Source organism: Paraburkholderia phymatum STM815, from assembly GCF_000020045.1.
Classification (GTDB): domain Bacteria; phylum Pseudomonadota; class Gammaproteobacteria; order Burkholderiales; family Burkholderiaceae; genus Paraburkholderia; species Paraburkholderia phymatum.
The window spans coordinates 3,192,561-3,218,228 of sequence record NC_010622.1; the positions used below are offsets into that span (position 1 = coordinate 3,192,561).

Consider the following 25,668-nt stretch of genomic DNA (forward strand, 5'->3'; position numbering starts at 1 on the left):
CGTAGTCCGATTAGTTGCGGTCGAGGTCGATGTCGATACCGAGCGAGCGGATTTCCTTCACCAGCACGTTGAAGGATTCCGGCATGCCCGCGTCGATGACGTGATCGCCCTTGACCAGGTTCTCGTAAACCTTGGTCCGGCCTGTCACGTCGTCCGACTTGACCGTCAACATTTCCTGCAGCACGTACGATGCGCCGTACGCTTCGAGCGCCCACACTTCCATTTCACCGAAGCGCTGACCACCGAACTGCGCCTTACCACCCAGCGGCTGCTGCGTGACCAGCGAGTACGGACCCGTCGAACGCGCGTGCATCTTGTCGTCGACCAGGTGGTGCAGCTTCAGGTAGTGCATGTAGCCGACCGTCACCGTACGTTCGAAGGCTTCACCCGTGCGGCCGTCATACAGACGCACCTGGTTCTTCGACTTCGTCATGCCGAGGTTCTGCGCGATGTCGTCCGGGAAGGCGAGATCCAGCATGCTGGACATTTCCTCTTCCGTCGCACCGTCGAACACCGGCGTTGCGAACGGCACGCCTTCGCGCAGGTTCTTCGCCAGTTCGAGGATCTCGTCGTCGGAGAAGCTTTCCAGCTCTTCCGCGCGGCCCGACTCGTTGTAAATCTTGGTCAGGAACGCGCGAACTTCCTCGATCCTGGCCTGACGCTGCAGCATTTCGCCGATACGCCAGCCCAGACCCTTCGCGGCCCAACCCAGATGAACTTCGAGAACCTGACCCACGTTCATCCGCGACGGAACGCCGAGCGGGTTCAGCACGACGTCTGCGGGACGGCCATCGGCCATGTACGGCATGTCTTCGATCGGAACGATCTTCGACACGACACCCTTGTTACCGTGACGACCTGCCATCTTGTCGCCAGGCTGCAGGCGGCGCTTGACTGCCAGGTACACCTTGACCATCTTCAGCACGCCCGGCGGCAGTTCGTCGCCTTGCGTGAGCTTCTTGCGCTTCTCTTCGAACGCGAGGTCGAACTGGTGACGCTTCTGTTCGATCGAATCCTTGATCGCTTCGAGCTGCGCCGCTGCTTCTTCGTCCGCGAGGCGGATGTCGAACCAGTGGTAGTGATCGAGATCTTCCAGGTAAGCGCGTTCGATCTTCGTGCCCTTTGCCAGCTTCTTCGGACCGCCGTTCGCGACCTTGCCTTCGAGCATGCGTGCGAGACGCTGGAACGCGTCGCCTTCCACGATGCGCAGCTGGTCGTTCAGGTCGAGGCGATAGCGCTTCAGTTCGTCGTCGATGATCTGTTGCGCACGCTTGTCGCGCTGGATGCCTTCACGCGTGAACACCTGCACGTCGATGACCGTGCCGCTCATGCCCGACGGCACGCGCAGCGACGTGTCCTTCACGTCCGATGCCTTCTCGCCGAAAATCGCGCGCAGCAGCTTTTCTTCCGGCGTCAGCTGGGTTTCGCCCTTCGGCGTGACCTTGCCGACCAGCACGTCGCCCGCTTCGACTTCCGCGCCGATGTACACGATGCCCGACTCGTCGAGACGGCCAAGCTGCACTTCAGCCAGATTCGAAATGTCGCGCGTGATTTCTTCCGGTCCGAGCTTCGTGTCGCGAGCCACGACGTTCAGTTCTTCGATGTGGATCGACGTGTAGCGATCGTCCGCAACGACCTTTTCCGAGATCAGGATCGAGTCTTCGAAGTTGTAGCCGTTCCACGGCATGAACGCGACCAGCATGTTCTGGCCAAGCGCCAGTTCGCCGAGGTCAGTCGAAGCGCCGTCAGCCAGCACGTCGCCGCGCGCAACCTTGTCGCCGACCTTCGCGATCGGACGCTGGTTGATGTTCGTGTTCTGGTTCGAACGCGTGTACTTGATCAGGTTGTAGATGTCGACACCGACATCACCGGCAACCGCTTCGTCGTCGTTCACACGAATCACGATACGGCCAGCGTCGACGTAATCGACCACACCGCCGCGCAGTGCCTGCACGGTCGTGCCAGAGTCCACCGCCACCGTACGCTCGATACCCGTACCGACAACCGGCTTTTCCGGACGCAGACACGGCACAGCCTGACGCTGCATGTTCGAGCCCATCAGTGCACGGTTCGCGTCATCGTGCTCGAGGAACGGAATCAGCGATGCCGCCACCGACACGATCTGCGACGGCGCCACGTCCATGTACTGGATGCGGTCTGGCGTCACCATCAACGTTTCGCCCGCTTCACGCGAAGACACGAGTTCGTCGGTCAGCGTGCCGTCTTCTGCCACAGCGGCGTTCGCCTGAGCGATCACGTAGCGGCCTTCTTCGATTGCCGACAGATAGTCGATCTGGTCCGTGACCTTGCCGTCCGTCACCTTGCGATACGGCGTTTCGAGGAAGCCGTATTCGTTCAGGTGCGCGTACAGTGCCAGCGAGTTGATCAGACCGATGTTCGGACCTTCCGGCGTTTCGATCGGACACACACGGCCATAGTGCGTCGGGTGCACGTCGCGGACTTCAAAGCCAGCGCGCTCGCGCGTCAGACCGCCCGGGCCAAGTGCCGACACGCGGCGCTTGTGGGTGATTTCCGACAGCGGGTTGGTCTGGTCCATGAACTGCGACAGCTGCGACGAACCGAAGAACTCGCGAATCGCCGATGAAATCGGCTTCGAATTGATCAGATCGTGCGGCATGAGGTTTTCGCTTTCGGCCTGGCCGAGGCGTTCCTTCACAGCGCGCTCGACACGCACGAGACCGGCGCGGAACTGGTTCTCCGCCAGTTCGCCGACGCAGCGCACACGACGGTTGCCGAGGTGGTCGATGTCGTCCACTTCGCCCTTGCCGTTACGCAGCTCGACCAGGATCTTGATCGTCGCGAGGATGTCGTCGTCCTGCAGCGTCATCGGGCCCACGATTTCATCGCGGCCAACGCGGCGGTTGAACTTCATACGACCCACCTTCGACAGGTCGTAGGCTTCTTCACTGTAGAACAGACGGTTGAACAGCGCCTCGACGGCTTCTTCCGTCGGCGGCTCGCCCGGGCGCATCATGCGGTAGATCGCAATGCGAGCGGCCATTTTGTCGGCCGTTTCGTCGATACGCAGCGTCGACGAAATGTACGGACCCTGATCCAGATCGTTCGTGTAGAGCGTCTGGATGTCCTTGATCTTCGCTTCGCGCAGCTTGTCGAGCACGCTTTCCGTGACTTCGTCGTTCGCGTTCGCGATCACTTCGCCCGTATCGCCGTCGACGACATTCTTCGCGAGCACACGGCCGAGCAGATAGTCTTCGGGAACCGAAATGTATTTCGTCTTCGCGTTTTCGAGGTCGCGAATGTGCTTCGCGTTGATACGCTTGTCCTTCTGGACGATGACCTTGCCATCGCGGTCCGTGATGTCGAAGCGCGCGACTTCACCACGCAGACGCTCCGGCACAAACTCCATCTGCGCGCCCTCCGGCATCAGCGTGAAGTTGTCGAACACGAAGAAGTTCGCGAGGATCTGTTCCGGCGTCAGGCCGATTGCCTTCAGCAGGATCGTGACGGGCATCTTGCGACGACGGTCGACGCGGAAGTACAGCACGTCCTTCGGGTCGAATTCGAAGTCGAGCCACGAGCCGCGGTAAGGAATGATACGTGCGGAAAACAGCAGCTTGCCGGAGCTGTGCGTCTTGCCCTTGTCATGCTCGAAGAACACGCCAGGCGAACGGTGCAGCTGCGACACGATCACACGTTCCGTGCCGTTGATGACGAACGAGCCGGTCGGCGTCATGAGCGGAATTTCGCCCATGTACACTTCCTGCTCCTTCACTTCCTTGACGACGGGCTTGCTCGGCGATTCCTTGTCGAGCAGAACGAGACGCACCTTGGCACGCAGCGCCGAGCAGTAAGTCAGGCCGCGCTGCTGACATTCCTTGATATTGAATGCCGGCGGCGACAGCATGTAGCTGACGAACTCGAGACGAGCGAAGCCGTTATGCGAAACAATGGGAAAAACCGATGTGAACGCAGCCTGCAGACCTTCCGGTTTGCGCTGCGCCGTTGGCACTTCTGCTTGCAGAAACGTGCTGAATGATTCAAGCTGGGTAGCCAGCAGGAAAGGTACTTGGTGAACGATGGGGCGCTTCGCGAAACTCTTGCGAATACGCTTCTTCTCGGTGAAGGAATATTGCATACGATCTCCGAATCACGGCGGGCATTGTTGTCGAGGCGGGATACCTTGATGTGACAACCCGAGTGTTCACCGACTGAGACCCGTTGGCCGTTCTATGGCCTGAACGAGCCTTTAAGCTTGGTGGTTGGCCGCTACCAACCGCTGGCTGACGGCAGCGGATGCCTGTGTTGCCCGCTACCCGACCAAACTTGCCTTCTGCAGTCGCTTCAGAAGACAAAGAGAAACGCCAGTCGAACTTGCCGAACGGCGATTTTCTTTGGCTTCTAGCCGGACATTTTTGCCGATGAAACCAAGCGAAAACGTCGTCCCCACAAAGCACAAAAAGGCCGGCGGTGTGAAAACCGCCAGCCTTCGCACAGCGCGCTGAAACTTACTTGATTTCAGCCTTCGCGCCGGCTTCTTCCAGCTTCTTCTTGGCTTCTTCAGCTGCAGCCTTCGGTACCGCTTCCTTGACGGGCTTCGGTGCACCGTCGACCAGGTCCTTCGCTTCCTTCAGGCCCAGGCCCGTCAGTTCACGAACCGCCTTAATCACGGAAACCTTATTTGCGCCTGCTTCCGACAGGATAACCGTGAATTCGGTTTGCTCTTCAGCTGCGGCAGCGCCGCCGCCTGCGCCTGCGGGGCCAGCAACTGCAACAGCAGCAGCCGACACGCCAAACTTTTCTTCGAACGCCTTAACCAGCTCGTTCAGTTCCAGAACCGACATCGCGCCTACGGCTTCGAGGATGTCTTCTTTTGCGATTGCCATTTGAAATACTCCTAAATTGAATTCGGATACAGCCAGCGATCAATTACGCCCGACTGAAGTGCGTCGATGCACTGCTTACGCAGCTTCGCCTTGCTTCTTTTCTGCCAGCGCGGCCAGAGCGCGCGCAAAGCCAGAAACAGGCGCTTGCATGACGAACAACAGCTTGGAGAGCAGTTCTTCGCGGCTCGGGATGTTGGCCAGCGCTTGCACGCCTGCCTTGTCCATCACCTTGCCTTCGTAGGAACCAGCCTTGATGATCAACTTGTCATTGCTTTTGCTGAAGTCGTTGACAACCTTAGCAGCAGCAATTGCATCTTCCGAGATGCCGTAGATCAACGGACCGGTCATCTGCTCAGCCAGCGGAGCAAACGGGGTACCTTCAACAGCGCGACGCGCCAACGTGTTCTTCAACACGCGCAGATACACCTGTTGCTCACGCGCTTTCGCGCGCAGCTTGGTCAGATCGCCAACCGTGATCCCACGATACTCAGCCAGAACCACGGTCTGAGCTTTCGCGACTTGCGCGGAAACCTCAGCTACGACGGCCTGCTTGCTTTCTTTGTTCAGTGGCACGGTTAACCTCCAGATTCGACGCACTCGGCATTCGCTTCGTGCGCCGCGTTCAACAACGGCGTCCGACCAGTCAGGAGTATTTCGACCATTCGAGGTCCGCATCGCGGCAGGCATCAAACGGTTTCATCACTTCAAAACCTTTTCGGGTTCGCCATCTGCGTTGGCTTGAATTAAGGCAACACCTGACTGCTGCGTTCCCACCAACGGTCTTTGACAACCGGTCGCTCGATTCGGACTGCAATCGTGCGACCGCCCAAAGCCCTTAAATCCGCCCCGACTTTTTGATCGAGGCAGTTACAACCTTTACTGTGCTGCGAGCGTTGCCTGATCGACACGCACGCCCACACCCATCGTGCTCGACAGTGCGATCTTACGCAGGTACACGCCCTTGCTCGTTGCCGGCTTCGCCTTTTGCAGCGCTTCGACCAGCGCGTTCAGGTTCGAACGCAGAGCCGTCGGCTCGAACGATGCGCGGCCGATCGTTGCGTGGATGATACCTGCCTTGTCGACACGGAACTGGACCTGACCAGCCTTTGCGTTCTTGACTGCGGTAGCAACGTCCGGCGTAACCGTGCCGACTTTCGGGTTCGGCATCAGGCCACGCGGGCCGAGGATCTGACCGAGCGTACCGACGACACGCATCGTGTCCGGCGACGCGATTACGACGTCGAAGTTCAGGTTACCTGCCTTGACTTGCTCAGCCAGGTCTTCCATACCGACGATTTCCGCGCCAGCTGCACGAGCCTGTTCGGCCTTTTCGCCTTGCGCAAACACAGCAACGCGAACCGACTTGCCCGTACCTGCCGGCAGAACGACGGAGCCACGAACCACTTGATCCGACTTCTTCGCGTCGATGCCGAGTTGCACAGCAACGTCGATCGACTCGTCGAACTTTGCGCTTGCGCATTCCTTCACGAGCGACAGGGCTTCTTCGATCGCATACAGCTTCTGACGATCGACCTTGCTTGCAAATGCTTGCAGACGCTTCGAAAGCTTAGCCATTTACACGCCCTCCACGGTGATGCCCATCGAGCGGGCGCTACCAGCAATCGTACGGACCGCTGCGTCCAGATCAGCTGCCGTGAGGTCTGGCATCTTGGTCTTGGCGATTTCTTCAGCTTGAGCACGCGTGATCTTGCCGACCTTGTCGGTATGCGGCTTGCTCGAACCCTTGTCGATCTTGGCTGCCTTCTTGATCAGCACGGTCGCCGGCGGCGTCTTCAGGACAAACGTGAAGCTCTTGTCCGCGAAAGCCGTGATGACGACCGGAATGGGTAGACCCGGCTCCAATGCCTGAGTCTGCGCGTTGAACGCTTTGCAGAACTCCATGATGTTCAGGCCGCGTTGACCCAGTGCCGGACCAACCGGCGGCGACGGATTGGCTTTACCTGCAGGAATCTGCAGCTTGATAAAGCCGATGATTTTCTTTGCCATGTTAAAAACCTCTTCGGAACGCAATTGCGTTCGGTGAGTAGTAGCGCGCCTTCGTCGACCCCCGACTACCGACGCTCCTCAACGGCCATGACGCGGACCGTAAGCGCGAAAGACGAATCGCGCCGTCTGGCGCGATCCGCAAAAACCCAATTTAAAGCTTCTCGACCTGGCCAAATTCCAACTCGACCGGGGTCGCGCGACCAAAAATCGTCACAGACACACGGACACGCGACTTTTCGTAGTTCACTTCTTCGACGCTGCCGTTGAAGTCCGTGAACGGGCCATCCTTTACGCGCACCATTTCGCCCACTTCGAATAGGGTCTTCGGGCGTGGCTTCTCGACGCCTTCCTGCATCTGCGACATGATCTTTTCGACTTCCCGCGGGGAAATCGGGCTCGGACGATTTCGCGCGCCCCCCACGAAACCCGTGACCTTGGCCGTGTTTTTCACGAGGTGCCACGTTTCATCCGTCATTTCCATTTCGACGAGCACATAGCCCGGGAAGAAACGACGCTCAGTCACCGACTTGTGACCGCCCTTCACTTCCACCACTTCTTCAGTCGGAACGAGAATCTGACCGAACTTGTCCTGCATGCCGGCACGCTCGATGCGCTCCTGAAGCGCACGTTGCACGCTCTTCTCCATACCGGAGTAGGCGTGCACCACATACCAACGTTTTCCGCTCGGAGATGCCGGAATATCACTCATATCATTTCCAACCCAGAATCGCCGAGAAAATCGCCCACTCGATGGATTTGTCGCAAATCCAGAGGAACACCGCCATGATCAACACAAAGCCGAAGACCACCAGAGTCGTTTGACTGGCTTCCTTGCGGGTCGGCCAAACAACCTTGCGAACTTCCTTGTACGAATCTTTAGCGAACGCGATAAAACCCTTGCCGGGCGCTGAGAGAAGACCGACTGCGACGCCCGCGATCAGTCCGACAGCGAGAGCTGCTCCGCGGACGTACCACTCTTGGCCATTCAGCCAGAAGAACCCCACGAACCCGGCCAAGACCAACAATACGCCCGCAACGAGCATCAACTTGTCGCTGGAAGTATTAACAGTTTCGACGGAAGGATTCGCCATAACACCTTAACGAGCGCCACAAGCGGCGCGAGAATTGGCAGGGGCAGAGGGAATCGAACCCCCAACCTTCGGTTTTGGAGACCGACGCTCTGCCAGTTGAGCTATACCCCTAAACCATTTTGGGATTGGCGGCATCGCCAACCCCGAAACCACTTAGTCGATCAACGAGACTGGCAACAACTTACTCGATGATCTTGGCGACGACACCTGCGCCGACGGTACGGCCACCTTCGCGGATGGCGAAGCGCAGACCTTCTTCCATCGCGATCGGAGCGATCAGCTTCACCGTGATCGACACGTTGTCGCCCGGCATGACCATTTCCTTGTCCTTCGGCAGCTCGATCGAGCCCGTCACGTCCGTCGTACGGAAGTAGAACTGCGGACGGTAGTTGTTGAAGAACGGCGTGTGACGACCGCCTTCGTCCTTGCTCAGCACGTACACTTCAGCCGTGAAGTGCGTGTGCGGCGTGATCGAACCCGGCTTCGCCAGAACCTGGCCACGCTCCACGTCTTCACGCTTCGTGCCGCGCAGCAGGATACCGACGTTGTCGCCTGCCTGGCCCTGGTCGAGCAGCTTGCGGAACATTTCCACGCCCGTGCACGTCGTCTTCACCGTCGGCTTGATACCGACGATTTCGATTTCTTCGCCGACCTTGATGACGCCGCGCTCGACGCGGCCCGTCACCACCGTGCCACGACCCGAGATCGAGAACACGTCTTCCACCGGCATCAGGAATGCGCCATCAACTGCGCGCTCCGGCGTCGGGATGTACGTGTCCAGCGCGTCGGCCAGATTCATGATCGCCACTTCGCCCAGCTCGCCCTTGTCGCCTTCCAGCGCCAGCTTCGCCGAACCCTTGATGATCGGCGTGTCGTCGCCCGGGAAGTCGTACTTCGACAGCAGTTCGCGCACTTCCATCTCGACCAGCTCGAGCAGCTCCGCGTCGTCGACCATGTCGCACTTGTTCAGGAACACGATGATGTACGGAACGCCAACCTGACGCGCCAGCAGGATGTGCTCACGCGTTTGCGGCATCGGGCCGTCAGCGGCCGAGCACACCAGGATCGCGCCGTCCATCTGCGCTGCGCCCGTGATCATGTTCTTCACATAGTCAGCGTGGCCCGGGCAGTCGACGTGTGCGTAGTGGCGGTTAGCCGTTTCGTACTCGACGTGCGCCGTGTTGATCGTGATGCCGCGTGCCTTTTCTTCCGGTGCCGCGTCGATCTGGTCGTAGGCCTTTGCTTCGCCGCCGAACTTCGCGGTCAGCACCGTCGTGATCGCTGCCGTCAGCGTGGTCTTGCCGTGGTCAACGTGACCGATCGTGCCGACGTTCACGTGCGGCTTGGTCCGCTCAAACTTACCTTTGGCCATTTTCGACTCCTAAGAGGATTTTTCCGTACGTTGCGCCGAGCGCAAACAATCACTTGGTACCAGCTGGTGCCCATGGGCAGGATCGAACTGCCGACCTCTCCCTTACCAAGGGAGTGCTCTACCACTGAGCCACATGGGCGCTACATCTACCTTGATTGCTGGAGCGGGTGAAGGGAATCGAACCCTCGTCGTAAGCTTGGAAGGCTTCTGCTCTACCATTGAGCTACACCCGCAAGGATCTACCGATTCCCGACAACTGCTATACAGCTTTTGAAATCTGGTGGAGGAGGTTGGATTCGAACCAACGTAGGCGTAAGCCAACAGATTTACAGTCTGCCCCCTTTAGCCACTCGGGCACCCCTCCGCAGAGAACTGATGATTATGGGGGAGCGATTAACTCTTGTCAAGAGTTTCTTGACCGCTCCGAACCCATAGGCTCTCACTTATAGTGATAACTATAAACGCCAAGACCCCGCTTTTGAGGGCGGGGTCTTGGTGATGGGTAAGGAGCCTGACGATTACCTACTTTCACACGGGCAATCCGCACTATCATCGGCGTGGAGTCGTTTCACGGTCCTGTTCGGGATGGGAAGGGGTGGGACCGACTCGCTATGGTCATCAGGCATGACGGGTTGCTGCGTCGCATCGCGGTGCGCCACAGCCAATCTGGAAGAAGCGTAAAGAGGGGGGTTGTGTTGTGTCGTGTTGCGGGCACAACGCTGTTGTCTCAACCTGTGTGGTACCGAGACAGACCTGTTATAGGATCAAGCCTTACGGGCAATTAGTATCAGTTAGCTTAACGCATTACTGCGCTTCCACACCTGACCTATCAACGTCCTGGTCTTGAACGACCCTTCAAGGGGCTCGAAGCCCCGGGGATATCTCATCTTAAGGCGAGTTTCCCGCTTAGATGCTTTCAGCGGTTATCTCTTCCGAACATAGCTACCCGGCGATGCCACTGGCGTGACAACCGGTACACCAGAGGTTCGTCCACTCCGGTCCTCTCGTACTAGGAGCAGCCCCCTTCAAATATCCAGCGCCCACGGCAGATAGGGACCAAACTGTCTCACGACGTTTTAAACCCAGCTCACGTACCTCTTTAAATGGCGAACAGCCATACCCTTGGGACCGGCTACAGCCCCAGGATGAGATGAGCCGACATCGAGGTGCCAAACACCGCCGTCGATATGAACTCTTGGGCGGTATCAGCCTGTTATCCCCAGAGTACCTTTTATCCGTTGAGCGATGGCCCTTCCATACAGAACCACCGGATCACTATGACCTGCTTTCGCACCTGCTCGACTTGTCGGTCTCGCAGTTAAGCACGCTTATGCCATTGCACTATCAGCACGATTTCCGACCGTACCTAGCGTACCTTCGTACTCCTCCGTTACACTTTGGGAGGAGACCGCCCCAGTCAAACTGCCCACCATGCACTGTCCCCGACCCGGATCACGGGCCAAGGTTAGAACCTCAAACAAACCAGGGTGGTATTTCAAGGACGGCTCCACGCAAACTGGCGTTCACGCTTCATAGCCTCCCACCTATCCTACACAGATCGGTTCAAAGTCCAATGCAAAGCTACAGTAAAGGTTCATGGGGTCTTTCCGTCTAGCCGCGGGGAGATTGCATCATCACAAACACTTCAACTTCGCTGAGTCTCGGGAGGAGACAGTGTGGCCATCGTTACGCCATTCGTGCAGGTCGGAACTTACCCGACAAGGAATTTCGCTACCTTAGGACCGTTATAGTTACGGCCGCCGTTTACCGGGACTTCAATCAAGAGCTTGCACCCCATCATTTAATCTTCCGGCACCGGGCAGGCGTCACACCCTATACGTCCACTTTCGTGTTTGCAGAGTGCTGTGTTTTTATTAAACAGTCGCAGCCACCAGTTTATTGCAACCCCTTCACCCTCTGCGCGCAGGCGCATCAAGCTACAGGGGCGTACCTTATCCCGAAGTTACGGTACCAATTTGCCGAGTTCCTTCTCCCGAGTTCTCTCAAGCGCCTTAGAATACTCATCTCGCCCACCTGTGTCGGTTTGCGGTACGGTCAATGTGAAACTGAAGCTTAGAGGCTTTTCCTGGAACCCCTTCCGATTGCTTCGTCGCCTAAGCGACTCGCGCCACGCCCTTGAATCCCGTGCCCGGATTTGCCAGAGCACCTTCTCCAACGCAGCGACCGGGACTTCCAACACCCGGACAACCTTCCGCGATCCGTCCCCCCATCGCATTTCACACTGGTGCAGGAATATTGACCTGCTTCCCATCAGCTACGCATTTCTGCCTCGCCTTAGGGGCCGACTCACCCTACGCCGATGAACGTTGCGTAGGAAACCTTGGGCTTACGGCGAGGGGGCCTTTCACCCCCTTTATCGCTACTCATGTCAGCATTCGCACTTCCGATACCTCCAGCACACTTTCCAGTGCACCTTCGCAGGCTTACGGAACGCTCTCCTACCATGCGTGCAAAGCACGCATCCGCAGCTTCGGTATATGGCTTAGCCCCGTTACATCTTCCGCGCAGGACGACTCGATCAGTGAGCTATTACGCTTTCTTTAAAGGGTGGCTGCTTCTAAGCCAACCTCCTGACTGTTTTAGCCTTCCCACTTCGTTTCCCACTTAGCCATATTTGGGGACCTTAGCTGGCGGTCTGGGTTGTTTCCCTCTTGACACCGGACGTTAGCACCCGATGTCTGTCTCCCGTGATTGCACTCTTCGGTATTCGGAGTTTGCTATGGCGAGGTAATCCGCAATGGACCCCTCAACCATGACAGTGCTCTACCCCCGAAGGTGATACACGAGGCACTACCTAAATAGTTTTCGGAGAGAACCAGCTATTTCCAGGTTTGTTTAGCCTTTCACCCCTATCCACAGCTCATCCCCTAACTTTTCAACGTTAGTGGGTTCGGACCTCCAGTACGTGTTACCGCACCTTCATCCTGGCCATGGATAGATCACCTGGTTTCGGGTCTACACCCAGCGACTGATTCGCCCTGTTCGGACTCGCTTTCGCTACGCCTGCCCTAATCGGTTAAGCTCGCCACTGAATGTAAGTCGCTGACCCATTATACAAAAGGTACGCCGTCACCCCTTGCGAGGCTCCGACTGTTTGTATGCATGCGGTTTCAGGATCTGTTTCACTCCCCTCCCGGGGTTCTTTTCGCCTTTCCCTCACGGTACTGGTTCACTATCGGTCGATCACGAGTATTTAGCCTTGGAGGATGGTCCCCCCATCTTCAGACAGGATTTCACGTGTCCCGCCCTACTTGTCGTACACCCAGTTCTTCCTCGCTGTTTTCGCCTACGGGGCTATCACCCACTATGGCCGCACTTTCCAGAGCGTTCGGCTAACAACGAAGATAAAGAGTACAGGCTGGTCCCATTTCGCTCGCCACTACTTTGGGAATCTCGGTTGATTTCTTTTCCTGCGGTTACTTAGATGTTTCAGTTCACCGCGTTCGCTCCACGCAACCTATGGATTCAGTTGCGGGTGACCCATACGGGCCGGGTTTCCCCATTCGGATATCGGTGGATCAAAGCTCGTTTGCCAGCTCCCCACCGCTTTTCGCAGGCTACCGCGTCCTTCATCGCCTGTGATCGCCAAGGCATCCACCACATGCACTTGTTCGCTTGACCCTATAACGGGTATGTCTCTTTCGATAACATCCGCTACAGGTTGAGTTTTCGCGTGTCGGTCCACGTTCGTGCCTCAGCACTTATCGGGGAGCCCACACACTGCGTGTTGTGCCGTATTCCAAGGCTGTCTTTCGACAACCCTTAAATACTTTCGATACAATCACAACCCTGATTCGCCTACTCGCGCGCCCATCTCTAAGCACGCTTTCGCGAATCTCTTTACTACTTCTTCCTGATTGTTAAAGAACGACAGCCGATATGCGCTTGCGCGCATCCAGTCTGACTGGCTCAATTGCCAATGCATAACGCGCGGCCCCCTTCCGGACCGGACACTAGGCATTGGAAACTGGTGGAGGATGACGGGATCGAACCGACGACCCCCCTGCTTGCAAAGCAGGTGCTCTCCCAGCTGAGCTAATCCCCCGCAGATACCGCACCTTGAGGTTTCACTCGTCACACCGCAGACAACGTGGTGGGTCTGGTTGGATTCGAACCAACGACCCCCGCCTTATCAAGACGGTGCTCTAACCGACTGAGCTACAGACCCCTCAAAGCCTGTCTTCAAACAACAGCCGACAAGTGTGAGCGCTCAACTTGTGAACGCGAAGCTCTGGAAAGGAGGTGATCCAGCCGCACCTTCCGATACGGCTACCTTGTTACGACTTCACCCCAGTCATGAATCCTACCGTGGTGACCGTCCTCCTTGCGGTTAGACTAGCCACTTCTGGTAAAACCCACTCCCATGGTGTGACGGGCGGTGTGTACAAGACCCGGGAACGTATTCACCGCGGCATGCTGATCCGCGATTACTAGCGATTCCAGCTTCACGCAGTCGAGTTGCAGACTGCGATCCGGACTACGATCGGTTTTCTGGGATTGGCTCCGCCTCGCGGCTTGGCAACCCTCTGTTCCGACCATTGTATGACGTGTGAAGCCCTACCCATAAGGGCCATGAGGACTTGACGTCATCCCCACCTTCCTCCGGTTTGTCACCGGCAGTCTCCCTAGAGTGCTCTTGCGTAGCAACTAGGGACAAGGGTTGCGCTCGTTGCGGGACTTAACCCAACATCTCACGACACGAGCTGACGACAGCCATGCAGCACCTGTGTTACGGCTCCCTTTCGGGCACCCTCACCTCTCGGCAAGGTTCCGTACATGTCAAGGGTAGGTAAGGTTTTTCGCGTTGCATCGAATTAATCCACATCATCCACCGCTTGTGCGGGTCCCCGTCAATTCCTTTGAGTTTTAATCTTGCGACCGTACTCCCCAGGCGGTCAACTTCACGCGTTAGCTACGTTACCAAGTCAATGAAGACCCGACAACTAGTTGACATCGTTTAGGGCGTGGACTACCAGGGTATCTAATCCTGTTTGCTCCCCACGCTTTCGTGCATGAGCGTCAGTATTGGCCCAGGGGGCTGCCTTCGCCATCGGTATTCCTCCACATCTCTACGCATTTCACTGCTACACGTGGAATTCTACCCCCCTCTGCCATACTCTAGCCCGCCAGTCACCAATGCAGTTCCCAGGTTAAGCCCGGGGATTTCACATCGGTCTTAGCGAACCGCCTGCGCACGCTTTACGCCCAGTAATTCCGATTAACGCTCGCACCCTACGTATTACCGCGGCTGCTGGCACGTAGTTAGCCGGTGCTTATTCTTCCGGTACCGTCATCCTCCACCGGTATTGGCGGCGAAGTTTTCTTTCCGGACAAAAGTGCTTTACAACCCGAAGGCCTTCTTCACACACGCGGCATTGCTGGATCAGGGTTGCCCCCATTGTCCAAAATTCCCCACTGCTGCCTCCCGTAGGAGTCTGGGCCGTGTCTCAGTCCCAGTGTGGCTGGTCGTCCTCTCAGACCAGCTACAGATCGTCGCCTTGGTAGGCCTTTACCCCACCAACTAGCTAATCTGCCATCGGCCGCCCCTTGAGCGCGAGGTCCGAAGATCCCCCGCTTTCCTCCTCAGAGCGTATGCGGTATTAATCCGGCTTTCGCCGGGCTATCCCCCACTCCAGGACACGTTCCGATGTATTACTCACCCGTTCGCCACTCGCCGCCAGGCCGAAGCCCGCGCTGCCGTCCGACTTGCATGTGTAAGGCATGCCGCCAGCGTTCAATCTGAGCCAGGATCAAACTCTTCAGTTCAAACCTGTTACTGTTTTTCGGGCTCTCTCGAACCCGGTCGCTCACTCAAAATCACTGACGAAAGATCTGATTGCTCAAACCTTCCTCAATTTCTTCGTGTGAGACTCGATTACTTTCGCTATTGCGGCAATCCGAAGATCACCGCGCGCTCGCCATCGAGCACCCACACTTATCGGCTGTTAGTTTTTAAAGAACATTCGCAGGAAGCGCCTTGCTTTCACCGCGTTGCTGCGTCAGCAGCAGAGAAACGAGATTATGAAGAACCTTTTTCGTTTCGTCAACCGGTTTTTTTAGCATCGCCTGAAAAACCTGCTGACTCCACACCGCGCCGTTTCTGTCGCGGCCCCGCTCCATCGCGCAGAACACCGCGCTCCCGAACGAGGACGCGAATGTTAGGCCATCCCGCGCCTCATGACAAGGGTGTGACGCAGATTTTTATCGGGGTCACTTCCTCGCTGCAGCCACCACTGCCTGCAAGGGAATCGCGTCCGCCATCGCTGCATACCCGGTGTCGCTGGGATGAATATGATCGCCGCTATCGAATGCGCGCTTCAGACGCGTGGGCTCGGACGGCTCGCGCAACGCGGCGTCGAAATCCACTACGCCGTCGAATGCCCGGCTGGTCCGGATCCATTGATTCACCTCATTGCGGACCGCCTCGCGCCCGGGAGGCAGCGCCGCGGGCGTCAACGTAGCACCGAAAATGCGCAGCCCTCGAGCGTGCGCGGCCATGATCACGCGCTTGTAACCCGCGATCATGCTGTCGGACGTCACCTGAGTATGCGGGGCATCGCAATCCAACCCGCCGTGAGGCGGCATCGCCGCGAAGTTGATGTCGTTGATCCCAATGAGCAGGATCACCGCCTTCACTCCCGTTTGCGCCACCACGTCTCGCCCGAAGCGCGTCACCAGCGCATCGCCGTAGCAGGGCGAGTCGCTCAGCAGCCGGTTTCCGCTGATCCCCAGATTGACGACGGCCACCGACCTGTCGCCGCTCAGAACCACCCGGCGCGCCAGCGCGTCCGGCCAGCGTCGATTCTCGTTCAAACTGGAGCGCATCCCGTCGGTGATTGAATCACCGATCGCCGCGATCGTAGACGACGCCGGCGCCTCGACCTGCAACCCCGTCACCCAGGCGAACTGCGTGAAACGCTGACGAAACGCGTCGGCCGATGCATCTTTGGCGTGGTTACCGGGCGCCGACACATAGTTGACCTGGCTCGACACTCGATGCCACGCGACCATCTTCTGCTCGCGCCCCATATAACTGCTGATTGCGTAAGGCGCTCCCGCCGAAATGCTCATGCGCACTGGATCGCTGTCCGCTTCGCCGCCGGGCGGCACACTGACTGCCGCCTTTCCGCCGAACGTCGCCCTCATTTCCGTGGCGCCCTGCACCGCCGCGCCCGCGTCCACGCCAGCGCGCGCAATTCGCAAATCCTCGATCACGAGCGGCATCTTGCCGTACGCATTACTAATGTGGAGACGCGCAACTTCCCCCGACAGCGTCGGATATACGATCTGTCGGACAGTGCGTCCCGCGACGTCAGGGGCTCGGTACAGCGGCGGCGGATTGGCGATGTCGGGGATTGGCTGGAGCGCTGTCGCCCAGGCGGTGACCCACGGCGACGCACTATCGGCCGCGAAGACGGAATTGGAAACGAGCAAAACGGTCGACAGGACCGCGCCGCACGCGACGGCCAGAGAACGATTGGGCATTGCGACTGACGGGTGAATGTAATGAGGGAAAAGCAGGCCGGAAAACGAAGCCATACATAAGTCGCTTATTGTGCACGATTGCATAGTGCAAACCCCTATCTATCCATCTCTAAAAATTTATTAACCGACCGGACGGTTGGTTTATACTGCCGGACACACACCAACTCGTGACGAGAGCGTTCGACATGTACACGCAATCCCTCGACATTCCCGGCAATGTGGCGCCGCTCGACGCGGCTGCCAGCTCGCCCGAGCAGGCCCGTTTCGACGAAGTCATGGCCGCCGACGGCAAGATCGAACCGCAAGACTGGATGCCCGACGCCTACCGCAAGACGCTGATCCGCCAGATTTCACAGCACGCGCATTCGGAAATCGTCGGCATGCTGCCGGAAGGCAACTGGATCACGCGCGCGCCGAGCCTGAAGCGCAAGGCGATCCTGCTCGCGAAGGTACAGGACGAAGGCGGTCACGGCCTCTATCTATATAGCGCGGCCGAAACGCTCGGCGTGTCGCGCGACCAGATGATCGACGCGCTGCACGCGGGCAAGGCGAAGTACTCGAGCATCTTCAATTACCCGACGCCGACCTGGGCGGACGTCGGCGTGATCGGCTGGCTGGTCGACGGCGCGGCCATCATGAACCAGATTCCGCTGTGCCGCTGCACGTACGGTCCGTATGCCCGCGCGATGATCCGCATCTGCAAGGAAGAGTCGTTTCATCAGCGTCAGGGCTTCGACGCGCTGATCGCGATGATGAAGGGCACCGATGCCCAGCGCGAACTGGTCCAGCAGGCAGTCAACCGCTGGTGGTATCCGGTGCTGATGATGTTTGGCCCGAGCGACAAGGATTCCGTCCACAGTAATCAGTCGGCGAAGTGGGGCATCAAGCGCATCACGAACGACGATCTCCGTCAGAAATTTGTCGACGCAACCGTCGAGCAGGCGAAGGTGCTGGGCGTCACGCTGCCCGACGTCAATCTGAAGTGGAACGAAGACCGCGGCCACTACGACTACAGCGACCTCGACTGGGACGAATTCTGGCGCGTGGTCAACGGTGACGGCCCGTGCAACAAGGAGCGCCTCGCGACGCGCGTCAAGGCGCACAACGACGGCGCCTGGGTACGGGAAGCCGCCCTCGCGCACGCCGGGAAACAGCGCCAGCGCGCGCAGCAACACGCCGCCTGAACGGCGCCCCGAATCGAGAAAGACTGGAAGGAGATTGAGATGAACAAGGAATGGCCGATCTGGGAAGTCTTCGTGCGGAGCAAGCAGGGACTCGACCACAAACATTGCGGGAGCCTGCACGCGGCAGACGCGTCGATGGCGCTGCGCATGGCGCGCGATGTCTACACGCGCCGCCAGGAAGGCGTGAGCATCTGGGTGGTGCCGTCGTCGGCGATCACGGCATCGGCGCCCGACGAAAAGGCCGAGCTTTTCGAACCGGCTGGCGACAAGATCTACCGCCACCCGACGTTCTATCAGCTGCCCGACGAAGTCAACCACATGTAAGCGCGCGTCATGGATATCACGACCCAACACCTCGCCTACGTGCTGCGCCTCGCCGATACCGCGCTGATCCTCGGACAGCGCAACGCCGAATGGTGCGGCCACGGCCCGATTCTCGAAGAAGACATAGCGCTGTCGAACATGAGCCTGGATCTGATCGGCCAGGCGCGTCTGCTGTACACGCACGCCGCCGACCTCGAAAAGACGCTGACAGGCAAAAGCCGCACTGAAGACGACTACGCGTTCTTCCGCGCGGAGCGTGAATTCGCGAACTACACGCTGGCCGAACTTCCGCACGTCGGACCACTCGCTGGCACGGCGCACGCCGACAAGGACTACGCCGTCACGATCGTGCGCAACTTTCTGTATTCGACACTGATGCTGCACGTGTGGTCGGCGCTGACGGGTTCATCGGACGCGCAACTGGCCGCGATCGCCGCCAAGTCGATCAAGGAAACGCAGTATCACGTGCATCACTCGCGCGAGTGGCTGGTGCGCTTCGGTGACGGTACGGACGAATCGCATGGCCGCGCACAGGCCGCGCTCGACTATCTGATGCCATACACGCGCGAATTCTTCAGCGCCGACGCGACGGAAAAAGCGATCGCCGCAGCCGGTATCGGCCCGAATACGTCCGATCTCGAAGCCGCGTGGCTGGAAGACGTGCGCGCCGCGCTCGACGAGGCGACGCTGACGCTGCCGGAAGCGGTCAAACACACTACGACGGGCAAGCATGGCGAGCATTCGGAGCACATGGGCTTCCTGCTCGCCGAGATGCAGAGCCTCGCGCGCCAGCATCCGGGCGCAAGCTGGTAATCCGTCGATCCAACAGGTGAGTTCAACGATGACTTCGACGATGACTTCGACCGCTCAAACGGCAGCGGCAGCAACGGACCAGGCGCTCGCACAGGCGTGGGCCGTGCTCGAGGCCGTGCCCGATCCCGAAATCCCCGTCGTGTCGATCCGCGAACTGGGCATTCTGCGCGACGTGCGCCGCGCCGCCGATGGCGCGCTCGAAGTCGTCATCACGCCGACCTACTCGGGCTGCCCGGCGATGTCGCAGATTGCCGAAGACATCGGCATGGCGCTCGACGCGGCCGGTTTCGCGCCGTATCGCGTCGAAACCGTGCTCGCCCCTGCCTGGACGACCGACTGGATTACCGACGACGCCCGCGAAAAGCTGCGCGCATACGGCATTGCGCCGCCGACGGGCAACTGCGGCAGCAGCGAGCCCGATGCGAACACGGGGACGAAACAGAAAGTGATCCGCTTCGTCCCGCGCTCGCTGCCGGCACCCGCCTGCCCGCGTTGCGGCTCCAAACACACCGAACGCCTCGCGCAATTCGGCTCGACGGCATGCAAAGCGCTGTATCGCTGTATCGACTGCCGTGAACCCTTCGACTACTTCAAACCGTACTGATATGGCCACCCCGCAATTTCATCCGCTGCGCATCCGGGAAGTGCGGCCGGAAACCGCCGATGCGGTCTCCGTCGCCTTCGAAGTCCCCGTCGAACTGCGCGAGCAGTTTCGCTTCACGCAAGGCCAGTTCGTCACGCTGAAGACGCACATCGACGGTGAGGAAACGCGCCGCTCGTATTCGATCTGCGTTGGCGTCACCGATTACGACCGTGACGGCGAACTCCGCATCGGCATCAAGCGCGTGCGCGGCGGCCGCTTCTCGAACTTCGCGTTCGATACGCTGCAACCCGGCCACACCATCGATGTAATGACGCCCGACGGTCGTTTCTTCACGCACCTGAACGCCGACAACGGCAAGCAGTACGTCGCATTCGCGGGCGGCTCGGGCATCACGCCCGTGCTGGCAATCGTGAAGACGACGCTCGAAATCGAGCCCCGCAGCACATTCACACTGATTTACGGCAATCGCAGCGTCGATCAGATCATGTTCGCCGAGGAACTCGAAGACCTGAAGAACCGGTTCATGAACCGTTTCGTGCTGTATCACGTGCTGTCCGACGATCTCCAGGACGTCGAACTGTTCAATGGCGTGCTCGATCAGGCGAAGTGCGCGTCGTTCCTTGAGACGCTGATCCCTGCCGAGGCGATCGACGAAGCGTTCATTTGCGGCCCGGCGCCGATGATGGATGCCGCCGAAGCCGCATTGAAGGCCGCGGGCGTCCCGCAGGAGAAAGTGCACGTCGAGCGTTTCGGCACACCGCTGCCGCAAGCGGGCGTGCCCGCCGCGGAAATCACCGACGACACGCCGACCGCCGACCTCGAAATCGTGCTTGACGGCAAGAAGCGCAAGCTGCGCTTGCCGTACCAGGGCTTGAGCGTGCTCGACGTCGGTCTGCGTGCGGGCCTCGCGCTGCCGTATGCGTGCAAGGGCGGCGTCTGCTGCACGTGCCGCGCAAAGGTGCTGGAAGGCGAAGTGACGATGGAAAAGAACTACACGCTGGAAGAACATGAGATCAAGGATGGCTTCGTGCTGACCTGCCAGTGTCATCCGATCAGCGACAAGGTCGTCGTCAGCTACGACGAACGTTGACACCCGCGCGGCGCACACGCGATGCGCCGCACGCCATGCACGGTATCTGCGCGTCGTCGCTTTCGACATACACGCGATCCGCTTACACTAGGGGCCGCTCGCTACAGGAAGGATGTTCCTGCTGCGAGCGGCCCTTTCTGTTTCCTGGTCGAACAGCGTTTCGACCGGGCTCGACGGACGCTCGAGCGCGACAATCACAATGAGCACGATCCATATCACCAACGGCGACGTTGCCGCCGACTCTCTGCGCAAGGCGCTCGTCCAGGCCGGGCGGCGTGAAGCCGTGCTGGCTCTGCGCGACGACCTGGCCGTCGGACCGTTGCAGGGCATCGACGACACGCCGCAGGTTCGCGCCGACTTCTGGCGACAGGTCAGCGGTGACGACGCGCGCGACTTCTTCGGCGAGTTCGTCGCGCAGGCAGCCGACTTGAAAGCTGTGGTGGACGGGACGGCGCACGTGCTTGTGTGGCACGGCCAGAGTGCCGCTGATCAACTGACGCTGCGCCGGGTGTGCTTTCATCTGCAGGACATGCCACTGCGGCTCAATGAAGTACGCCTGTCGATCGACGATCTGACGGGCGAAGCCAGCGCCCCGCTGCGCCGTCGCGATCAGGCTACCTCCGTCGGCATGTTTGCGGCCGATCTGCTGCTGAAGCACCTGCCGGCTGCCGCGCCGATCTCCGCGCTGCGCATTGGCCGGCTCGCGCTCGAGTGGCAGGAAGTAAAACTCGCGAACGCGGAACTACGCCGCTGGCGCGACGACACATTTACAAGCGGAATGTTTGCCGAGCTGGACGCGCTACTCTTCGAGCATGCCGTCGACGGCTGGCAGTCGGCGGGGCGTGTCGCCGCCCATTTGATGGCGGCAGATAACGGCTTGCTGGTCAGCGACCGCCTCGTGCTGTGGCGCCTGCGCGAACTCGCCGCCGCGGGCCAGCTGCAATTGCGCGGACAGACGCAGACATGGCGCTCGCTGGAAACGAATTTCGCGCCTGCAGCGCGTTCTCCTGTTTGACATTAACCAGAACAATCATGGCCCGCACACGAGCCCCCGACCACGAGAGTCAACGCGACCAGATCCTCGAACTGGCCGCCGCAAAATTTGCTCAAACGAGCTATCCCAGCACGTCGATGGCCGATCTGGCCGCGGCAAGCGGCACGTCGAAAGCGCGTCTCTATCACTACTACGAGAGCAAGGAAGCAATTCTGTTCGACCTGCTTGACCGCTACACGAAGCGACTGATGCTCATCATTGCCGAGGTAGAAGGGGCGAGCCAGCGGCGCGGACTCACCGAACGGGAGACGTTCGCCGAGCTGATTCGCGCGTTCCTGTCCGAGTACGAGACATCGCACAGCCGGCACGTCGCGCTGCTCAATGACGTCAAATATCTCGTGGAATCTCAGCGCGAAATCATCCTGAACCGTCAGCGCGACGTCGTCGCCGCATTTTCGCGGCAACTGGCGCGTGCATACCCCGACCGCGTGTCGCGCGACAATCAGACGGCCCTCACGATGATGGTTTTCGGGATGATCAACTGGACGTTCACCTGGCTGAAGCCAGGCGGCCGGATGGGTTATCGGGAATTCGCGGAGCAGGTGGTCGACATGGTGAACCACGGACTGCTCGCGTCGACCTCGCCAAGGTGACGTTCGGCGCTCGGCGGCGAATCGATGCTGTTGCGCAGCAACTAGCGTGCCGACGTTGCGACAAGGCGACGCATCGACATCGCACGACCATTCTATAATTATCTATTTAGATTCAAATAGATAGGCGATAGCGCGCATATTTTTAGACTACAGACTCCGATCATCACAGGGTTTTCCCTAGTGAGACATCGGGTTTTCCATTAGAATGCTTTTTGCGGTGCATCATGCCGCCTGCTATAGGAGAACCCACCATGACCGAGCAAACTGTCCGCGCCGCTGAGCCGATCGCTGTCGATCGCTTGTTGAACGTCGCCGGTCGCGCGCCTGTTCTGGTCCGGGAACTCGGCGAAAAAGACCGTCAGCGTCTGCTCGCCCACTTCCTCGAACTTGGCGAAGACGATCGTCTGCTGCGCTTCGGCCAGGTCACGCCGGATCACGTCATCGAAAACTACGTGCGCACGTTGGATTTCGGCCGCGACACGGTGTTCGGCGTGTTCGACCGTCATCTGCAACTGGTGGGCGTCGGGCATCTCGCTTATCTGCCAGCCGAAGGCGGCACACGCACGGCTGAATTCGGTGTATCGGTATCGGAAAGCGTGCGTGGGCAAGGCATCGGCACGAAGCTGTTCGAGCGCGCCGCCATCCGCAGCCGCAACACGCACGTCACGTCGCTGTATATTCACTGCCTGTCGCGCAACACGACAATGATGCATATCGCCAAGAAGGCAGGCATGAAGATCGAATACGCGTACGGCGAAGCGGACGCATATCTGACTCTGGCGCCCGCGGACCAGAACAGCATCATCTCGGAGATGCTGCAGGAACAGGCCGCCGTGTTCGACTATGTGCTCAAGCGTCAGGCGCGCAGCACGTCGAAGCTGATCGAATCGTTCATTCCGACGGCGATCGCCGCATAAGCGGCGGCAAAACGACAAACACCAAAAAGGGCGGCTCTTCAAGGAGCCGCCCTTTTTGTTTGCCCGCACGCCTGACGAAGCGCTGCACGCTCGACTCACAGCGGCAACGCGGTCGTCTCCTTGAACTTCTCCAGCGAAAAGCTCGACTTCACGTCGATCACGGAAGGATGCCGCAGCAAGTGGTCCTGCACGAAGCGCGAGAAATGCGCCATGTCACGCACCTGCACGCGCAGCAGATAGTCCATATCGCCCGTCATCGCATAGCAAGCGACCACCTCGGGCCAGCCCTGCACGGCCACACGGAACAATTCCGAGTGCGTCGCGCCCGCGCGCCCCGGCGTGCCGTCCGCGCGTGCACTGAGCGCGGGGCCGCCGCGCTTCTCGAGGCGCACATTCACGTACGCGAGCAGGTCGAGCCCGAGCATCTGCGAATCCAGCAGCGCGACGTAACCGCGGATCACGCCGATTTCCTCCAGCCGGCGGATCCGACGCAGACACGGACTCGGCGACAGGTTCACCCGCTCCGCGATCTCCTGATTCGACAGCCGCCCATTCTCCTGAAGGATCGCGAGAATGCGCCGGTCGATTGCATCTATCTCTATTTCAGCCATGTTCTGCCACTGAGAGCCCCACTGTGCGCAAGAAAATAGCTGAAGGCTAGTGCGACGCGAGAAAATTCGCAAGTTTTCTTCCCGAACCGGCAACTACACTGTTCTTCATCGGCTCGCGCAAAGCGAAGCGGACCTCGCCATTCAGGAGACAGACATGAAGGTTTCAACCTGGGAGAATCCCGTCGGCACCGACGGCTTCGAATTCATCGAATACACTGCGCCGGACCCCGTGGCGCTCGGCAAGTTGTTCGAGCAGATGGGCTTCACGGCGATCGCGAAGCATCGGCACAAGGACGTGACGTTGTACCGCCAGGGCGACATCAACTTCATCGTGAACGCCGAGCCGGACTCGTTCGCGCAACGTTTTGCCCGCCTGCACGGCCCGTCGATCTGCGCGATCGCGTTCCGCGTGCAGGACGCGGCGAAGGCCTACAGGCGAGCACTCGACCTCGGCGCTTGGGGATTCGATAACAAGACGGGCCCGATGGAACTGAACATTCCCGCCATCAAGGGCATCGGCGATTCGCTGATCTATTTCGTCGACCGCTGGCGCGGCAAGAACGGCGCGGCGCCGAACAGCATCGGCAACATCAGCATCTATGATGTCGATTTCGAGCCAATCCCGGGCGCGAATGCTAATCCGACCGGGCACGGCCTCACCTATATCGATCACCTCACGCACAACGTCCATCGCGGCCGTATGCACGAGTGGGCCGAGTTCTACGAGCGCCTGTTCAATTTCCGCGAAGTGCGCTACTTCGATATCGAAGGCAAGGTGACGGGCGTGAAGTCGAAGGCAATGACGTCGCCGTGCGGCAAGATCCGCATTCCGATCAACGAGGAAGGCTCGGAAACAGCCGGCCAGATTCAGGAATATCTCGACGCGTATCATGGCGAGGGCATCCAGCACATCGCGCTCGGTACGAACGACATCTACCGGACGGTCGACGGCCTGCGCAACTCGAAGATCACGCTGCTCGACACCATCGACACGTACTATGAGCTCGTCGACCGCCGCGTGCCGAACCACGGCGAGCCGCTCGAAGAACTGCGCAAGCGCAAAATCCTGATCGACGGCGCACGCGAAGACCTGTTACTGCAGATATTCACTGAGAACCAGATCGGACCGATCTTCTTCGAGATCATCCAGCGCAAGGGTAATCAGGGATTCGGCGAAGGCAACTTCAAGGCGCTGTTCGAATCGATCGATCTGGATCAGATTCGTCGCGGTGTCGTGCAAGACAAGGCTTAACGCGCGCCAGGACGCGCGCCAGGACGTTTAAGGTGGCAAAGAAAAAGGCGAGGACCGATTCGATCCTCGCCTTTTCTGTTCGGAAGAGCGCTCCTTGGTGAGCCAGCTCTCAACGGTTACGTCAATCCGAGCGCGTCAGCCACGCTGCTCCGTGTCTTCTTCGGACGAGCGCCGCTGGTTCAGGGCGACCGTCGTCGCCGCGACCTGCGTGGTGCGCGTGACAGCATTCGCGAGCGCGCTGGCGCCGTTGGGGCGCATCGGTGCGTTCATCGCGAAAAATGCTGCCGAGACCATCAGGAAGGTCTGGATGTGTTTCGTGTTCATGCGTACTCCTTTTTCGACTGCACAGCGAAGCTCCGCAGCATGCGGAACGTTGCGATTCATG

At 59.2% G+C, this 25,668-nt stretch carries 21 protein-coding genes, 6 tRNA genes and 3 rRNA genes; 9 read left to right on the forward strand and 21 right to left on the reverse strand.

The window, feature by feature from the left end:
* Positions 1–10: 10 nt before the first annotated feature.
* The 19 genes from rpoB to BPHY_RS14555 all read right to left on the reverse strand — a co-directional run bounded on the left by rpoB (position 11) and on the right by BPHY_RS14555 (position 16,841).
* Positions 11–4,117 carry a DNA-directed RNA polymerase subunit beta gene (gene rpoB / locus BPHY_RS14470; protein ID WP_012402201.1) on the reverse strand — a complete coding sequence of 1,369 codons (4,107 nt, stop codon included), beginning with the start codon at positions 4,115–4,117 and terminating at the stop codon, positions 11–13.
* Positions 4,118–4,487: 370 nt separating this feature from the next.
* Positions 4,488–4,865: a 50S ribosomal protein L7/L12 gene (gene rplL / locus BPHY_RS14475; RefSeq protein WP_012402202.1), complete on the reverse strand. Its 378-nt coding sequence runs from the start codon at positions 4,863–4,865 to the stop codon at positions 4,488–4,490.
* A gap of 75 nt (positions 4,866–4,940) precedes the next feature.
* Positions 4,941–5,438, reverse strand: coding sequence for a 50S ribosomal protein L10 (rplJ, locus tag BPHY_RS14480; RefSeq protein WP_012402203.1), 498 nt, complete (start codon positions 5,436–5,438; stop codon positions 4,941–4,943).
* A gap of 303 nt (positions 5,439–5,741) precedes the next feature.
* Positions 5,742–6,440 carry a 50S ribosomal protein L1 gene (gene rplA, locus BPHY_RS14485; protein ID WP_012402204.1) on the reverse strand — a complete coding sequence of 233 codons (699 nt, stop codon included), beginning with the start codon at positions 6,438–6,440 and terminating at the stop codon, positions 5,742–5,744.
* Positions 6,441–6,872, reverse strand: coding sequence for a 50S ribosomal protein L11 (gene rplK, locus BPHY_RS14490; protein ID WP_012402205.1), 432 nt, complete (start codon positions 6,870–6,872; stop codon positions 6,441–6,443).
* 151 nt (positions 6,873–7,023) lie between these two features.
* On the reverse strand, positions 7,024–7,581 hold the full coding sequence (gene nusG / locus BPHY_RS14495; protein ID WP_007578364.1) for a transcription termination/antitermination protein NusG: 558 nt from the start codon (positions 7,579–7,581) through the stop codon (positions 7,024–7,026).
* Between the two features lies 1 nt (position 7,582).
* Positions 7,583–7,963 (reverse strand): preprotein translocase subunit SecE, encoded by a 381-nt coding sequence (gene secE, locus BPHY_RS14500; protein ID WP_012402206.1) that lies wholly within the window; start codon positions 7,961–7,963, stop codon positions 7,583–7,585.
* Between the two features lie 35 nt (positions 7,964–7,998).
* Positions 7,999–8,074: transfer RNA gene (locus BPHY_RS14505), tRNA-Trp, on the reverse strand.
* Between the two features lie 70 nt (positions 8,075–8,144).
* Positions 8,145–9,335 carry an elongation factor Tu gene (gene tuf / locus BPHY_RS14510; RefSeq protein ID WP_012402197.1) on the reverse strand — a complete coding sequence of 397 codons (1,191 nt, stop codon included), beginning with the start codon at positions 9,333–9,335 and terminating at the stop codon, positions 8,145–8,147.
* Between the two features lie 64 nt (positions 9,336–9,399).
* Positions 9,400–9,474 (reverse strand) — tRNA-Thr (locus BPHY_RS14515).
* Between the two features lie 20 nt (positions 9,475–9,494).
* Positions 9,495–9,568: transfer RNA gene (locus BPHY_RS14520), tRNA-Gly, on the reverse strand.
* A gap of 45 nt (positions 9,569–9,613) precedes the next feature.
* Positions 9,614–9,699: transfer RNA gene (locus BPHY_RS14525), tRNA-Tyr, on the reverse strand.
* A 145-nt stretch (positions 9,700–9,844) separates the two neighbouring features.
* A 5S ribosomal RNA gene (gene rrf, locus BPHY_RS14530) occupies positions 9,845–9,958 on the reverse strand.
* Between the two features lie 137 nt (positions 9,959–10,095).
* Positions 10,096–12,977 (reverse strand): 23S ribosomal RNA (locus BPHY_RS14535).
* 347 nt (positions 12,978–13,324) lie between these two features.
* Positions 13,325–13,401 (reverse strand) — tRNA-Ala (locus BPHY_RS14540).
* A 46-nt stretch (positions 13,402–13,447) separates the two neighbouring features.
* A tRNA-Ile gene (locus BPHY_RS14545) sits at positions 13,448–13,524 on the reverse strand.
* A gap of 67 nt (positions 13,525–13,591) precedes the next feature.
* A 16S ribosomal RNA gene (locus tag BPHY_RS14550) occupies positions 13,592–15,122 on the reverse strand.
* Together the 16S, 23S and 5S rRNA genes with 5 tRNA genes alongside form the textbook arrangement of a ribosomal RNA operon.
* A 186-nt stretch (positions 15,123–15,308) precedes the next feature.
* Positions 15,309–15,488, reverse strand: a complete 180-nt coding sequence (locus BPHY_RS41735) for a hypothetical protein (RefSeq protein WP_157686547.1) — start codon at positions 15,486–15,488, stop codon at positions 15,309–15,311.
* Between the two features lie 78 nt (positions 15,489–15,566).
* Positions 15,567–16,841 (reverse strand): SGNH/GDSL hydrolase family protein, encoded by a 1,275-nt coding sequence (locus tag BPHY_RS14555; RefSeq protein WP_041763626.1) that lies wholly within the window; start codon positions 16,839–16,841, stop codon positions 15,567–15,569.
* A 185-nt stretch (positions 16,842–17,026) separates the two neighbouring features.
* Between BPHY_RS14555 and paaA the strand changes: the two genes are divergently transcribed.
* From paaA to BPHY_RS14595, 8 genes are all read left to right on the forward strand, one after another.
* Positions 17,027–18,025, forward strand: a complete 999-nt coding sequence (gene paaA, locus BPHY_RS14560) for a 1,2-phenylacetyl-CoA epoxidase subunit PaaA (RefSeq protein WP_012402208.1) — start codon at positions 17,027–17,029, stop codon at positions 18,023–18,025.
* Positions 18,026–18,064: 39 nt separating this feature from the next.
* Positions 18,065–18,349 (forward strand): 1,2-phenylacetyl-CoA epoxidase subunit PaaB, encoded by a 285-nt coding sequence (gene paaB / locus BPHY_RS14565; RefSeq protein ID WP_012402209.1) that lies wholly within the window; start codon positions 18,065–18,067, stop codon positions 18,347–18,349.
* 9 nt (positions 18,350–18,358) lie between these two features.
* Positions 18,359–19,162, forward strand: coding sequence for a 1,2-phenylacetyl-CoA epoxidase subunit PaaC (paaC, locus tag BPHY_RS14570; protein ID WP_012402210.1), 804 nt, complete (start codon positions 18,359–18,361; stop codon positions 19,160–19,162).
* A gap of 40 nt (positions 19,163–19,202) precedes the next feature.
* Positions 19,203–19,766: a 1,2-phenylacetyl-CoA epoxidase subunit PaaD gene (gene paaD, locus BPHY_RS14575; protein ID WP_041764069.1), complete on the forward strand. Its 564-nt coding sequence runs from the start codon at positions 19,203–19,205 to the stop codon at positions 19,764–19,766.
* 1 nt (position 19,767) lies between these two features.
* Positions 19,768–20,856, forward strand: a complete 1,089-nt coding sequence (gene paaE / locus BPHY_RS14580) for a 1,2-phenylacetyl-CoA epoxidase subunit PaaE (RefSeq protein WP_012402212.1) — start codon at positions 19,768–19,770, stop codon at positions 20,854–20,856.
* Between the two features lie 199 nt (positions 20,857–21,055).
* Positions 21,056–21,871 (forward strand): DUF1835 domain-containing protein, encoded by an 816-nt coding sequence (locus BPHY_RS14585; protein WP_012402213.1) that lies wholly within the window; start codon positions 21,056–21,058, stop codon positions 21,869–21,871.
* Positions 21,872–21,888: 17 nt separating this feature from the next.
* On the forward strand, positions 21,889–22,503 hold the full coding sequence (locus BPHY_RS14590; protein WP_012402214.1) for a TetR/AcrR family transcriptional regulator: 615 nt from the start codon (positions 21,889–21,891) through the stop codon (positions 22,501–22,503).
* A gap of 251 nt (positions 22,504–22,754) precedes the next feature.
* Entirely contained in the window at positions 22,755–23,420 is a 666-nt protein-coding gene (locus tag BPHY_RS14595) for a GNAT family N-acetyltransferase (RefSeq protein ID WP_012402215.1), read from the forward strand.
* A 95-nt stretch (positions 23,421–23,515) separates the two neighbouring features.
* Here the strand turns inward: BPHY_RS14595 and BPHY_RS14600 are convergent, their stop codons facing one another.
* The gene (locus BPHY_RS14600) at positions 23,516–24,031 is read right to left on the reverse strand and encodes an Lrp/AsnC family transcriptional regulator (protein ID WP_012402216.1); all 516 of its coding nucleotides are present in this window, start codon (positions 24,029–24,031) and stop codon (positions 23,516–23,518) included.
* Positions 24,032–24,185: 154 nt separating this feature from the next.
* Between BPHY_RS14600 and hppD the strand changes: the two genes are divergently transcribed.
* Positions 24,186–25,283 (forward strand): 4-hydroxyphenylpyruvate dioxygenase, encoded by a 1,098-nt coding sequence (gene hppD, locus BPHY_RS14605; protein WP_012402217.1) that lies wholly within the window; start codon positions 24,186–24,188, stop codon positions 25,281–25,283.
* 135 nt (positions 25,284–25,418) lie between these two features.
* On the opposite strand, the gene BPHY_RS14610 is transcribed toward hppD, so the two are convergent.
* Complete coding sequence (locus tag BPHY_RS14610) at positions 25,419–25,607, reverse strand: hypothetical protein (RefSeq protein ID WP_012402218.1); 189 nt, start codon at positions 25,605–25,607, stop codon at positions 25,419–25,421.
* Positions 25,608–25,668 lie beyond the last annotated feature (61 nt).

Coding starts and splice junctions, on each gene's coding strand:
- secE (WP_012402206.1), bottom strand. CDS start 7,963: ATGGCGAATCCTTCCGTCGAAACTGTTAATACTTCCAGCGACAAGTTG.
- paaA (WP_012402208.1), top strand. CDS start 17,027: ATGTACACGCAATCCCTCGACATTCCCGGCAATGTGGCGCCGCTCGAC.
- paaD (WP_041764069.1), top strand. CDS start 19,203: ATGACTTCGACCGCTCAAACGGCAGCGGCAGCAACGGACCAGGCGCTC.
- paaB (WP_012402209.1), top strand. CDS start 18,065: ATGAACAAGGAATGGCCGATCTGGGAAGTCTTCGTGCGGAGCAAGCAG.
- BPHY_RS14590 (WP_012402214.1), top strand. CDS start 21,889: ATGGCCCGCACACGAGCCCCCGACCACGAGAGTCAACGCGACCAGATC.
- hppD (WP_012402217.1), top strand. CDS start 24,186: ATGAAGGTTTCAACCTGGGAGAATCCCGTCGGCACCGACGGCTTCGAA.
- rpoB (WP_012402201.1), bottom strand. CDS start 4,117: ATGCAATATTCCTTCACCGAGAAGAAGCGTATTCGCAAGAGTTTCGCG.
- paaC (WP_012402210.1), top strand. CDS start 18,359: ATGGATATCACGACCCAACACCTCGCCTACGTGCTGCGCCTCGCCGAT.
- tuf (WP_012402197.1), bottom strand. CDS start 9,335: ATGGCCAAAGGTAAGTTTGAGCGGACCAAGCCGCACGTGAACGTCGGC.
- rplA (WP_012402204.1), bottom strand. CDS start 6,440: ATGGCTAAGCTTTCGAAGCGTCTGCAAGCATTTGCAAGCAAGGTCGAT.
- BPHY_RS14610 (WP_012402218.1), bottom strand. CDS start 25,607: ATGAACACGAAACACATCCAGACCTTCCTGATGGTCTCGGCAGCATTT.
- BPHY_RS14600 (WP_012402216.1), bottom strand. CDS start 24,031: ATGGCTGAAATAGAGATAGATGCAATCGACCGGCGCATTCTCGCGATC.
- BPHY_RS14585 (WP_012402213.1), top strand. CDS start 21,056: ATGAGCACGATCCATATCACCAACGGCGACGTTGCCGCCGACTCTCTG.
- nusG (WP_007578364.1), bottom strand. CDS start 7,581: ATGAGTGATATTCCGGCATCTCCGAGCGGAAAACGTTGGTATGTGGTG.
- BPHY_RS14555 (WP_041763626.1), bottom strand. CDS start 16,841: ATGCCCAATCGTTCTCTGGCCGTCGCGTGCGGCGCGGTCCTGTCGACC.
- rplL (WP_012402202.1), bottom strand. CDS start 4,865: ATGGCAATCGCAAAAGAAGACATCCTCGAAGCCGTAGGCGCGATGTCG.
- rplK (WP_012402205.1), bottom strand. CDS start 6,872: ATGGCAAAGAAAATCATCGGCTTTATCAAGCTGCAGATTCCTGCAGGT.
- paaE (WP_012402212.1), top strand. CDS start 19,768: ATGGCCACCCCGCAATTTCATCCGCTGCGCATCCGGGAAGTGCGGCCG.
- BPHY_RS14595 (WP_012402215.1), top strand. CDS start 22,755: ATGACCGAGCAAACTGTCCGCGCCGCTGAGCCGATCGCTGTCGATCGC.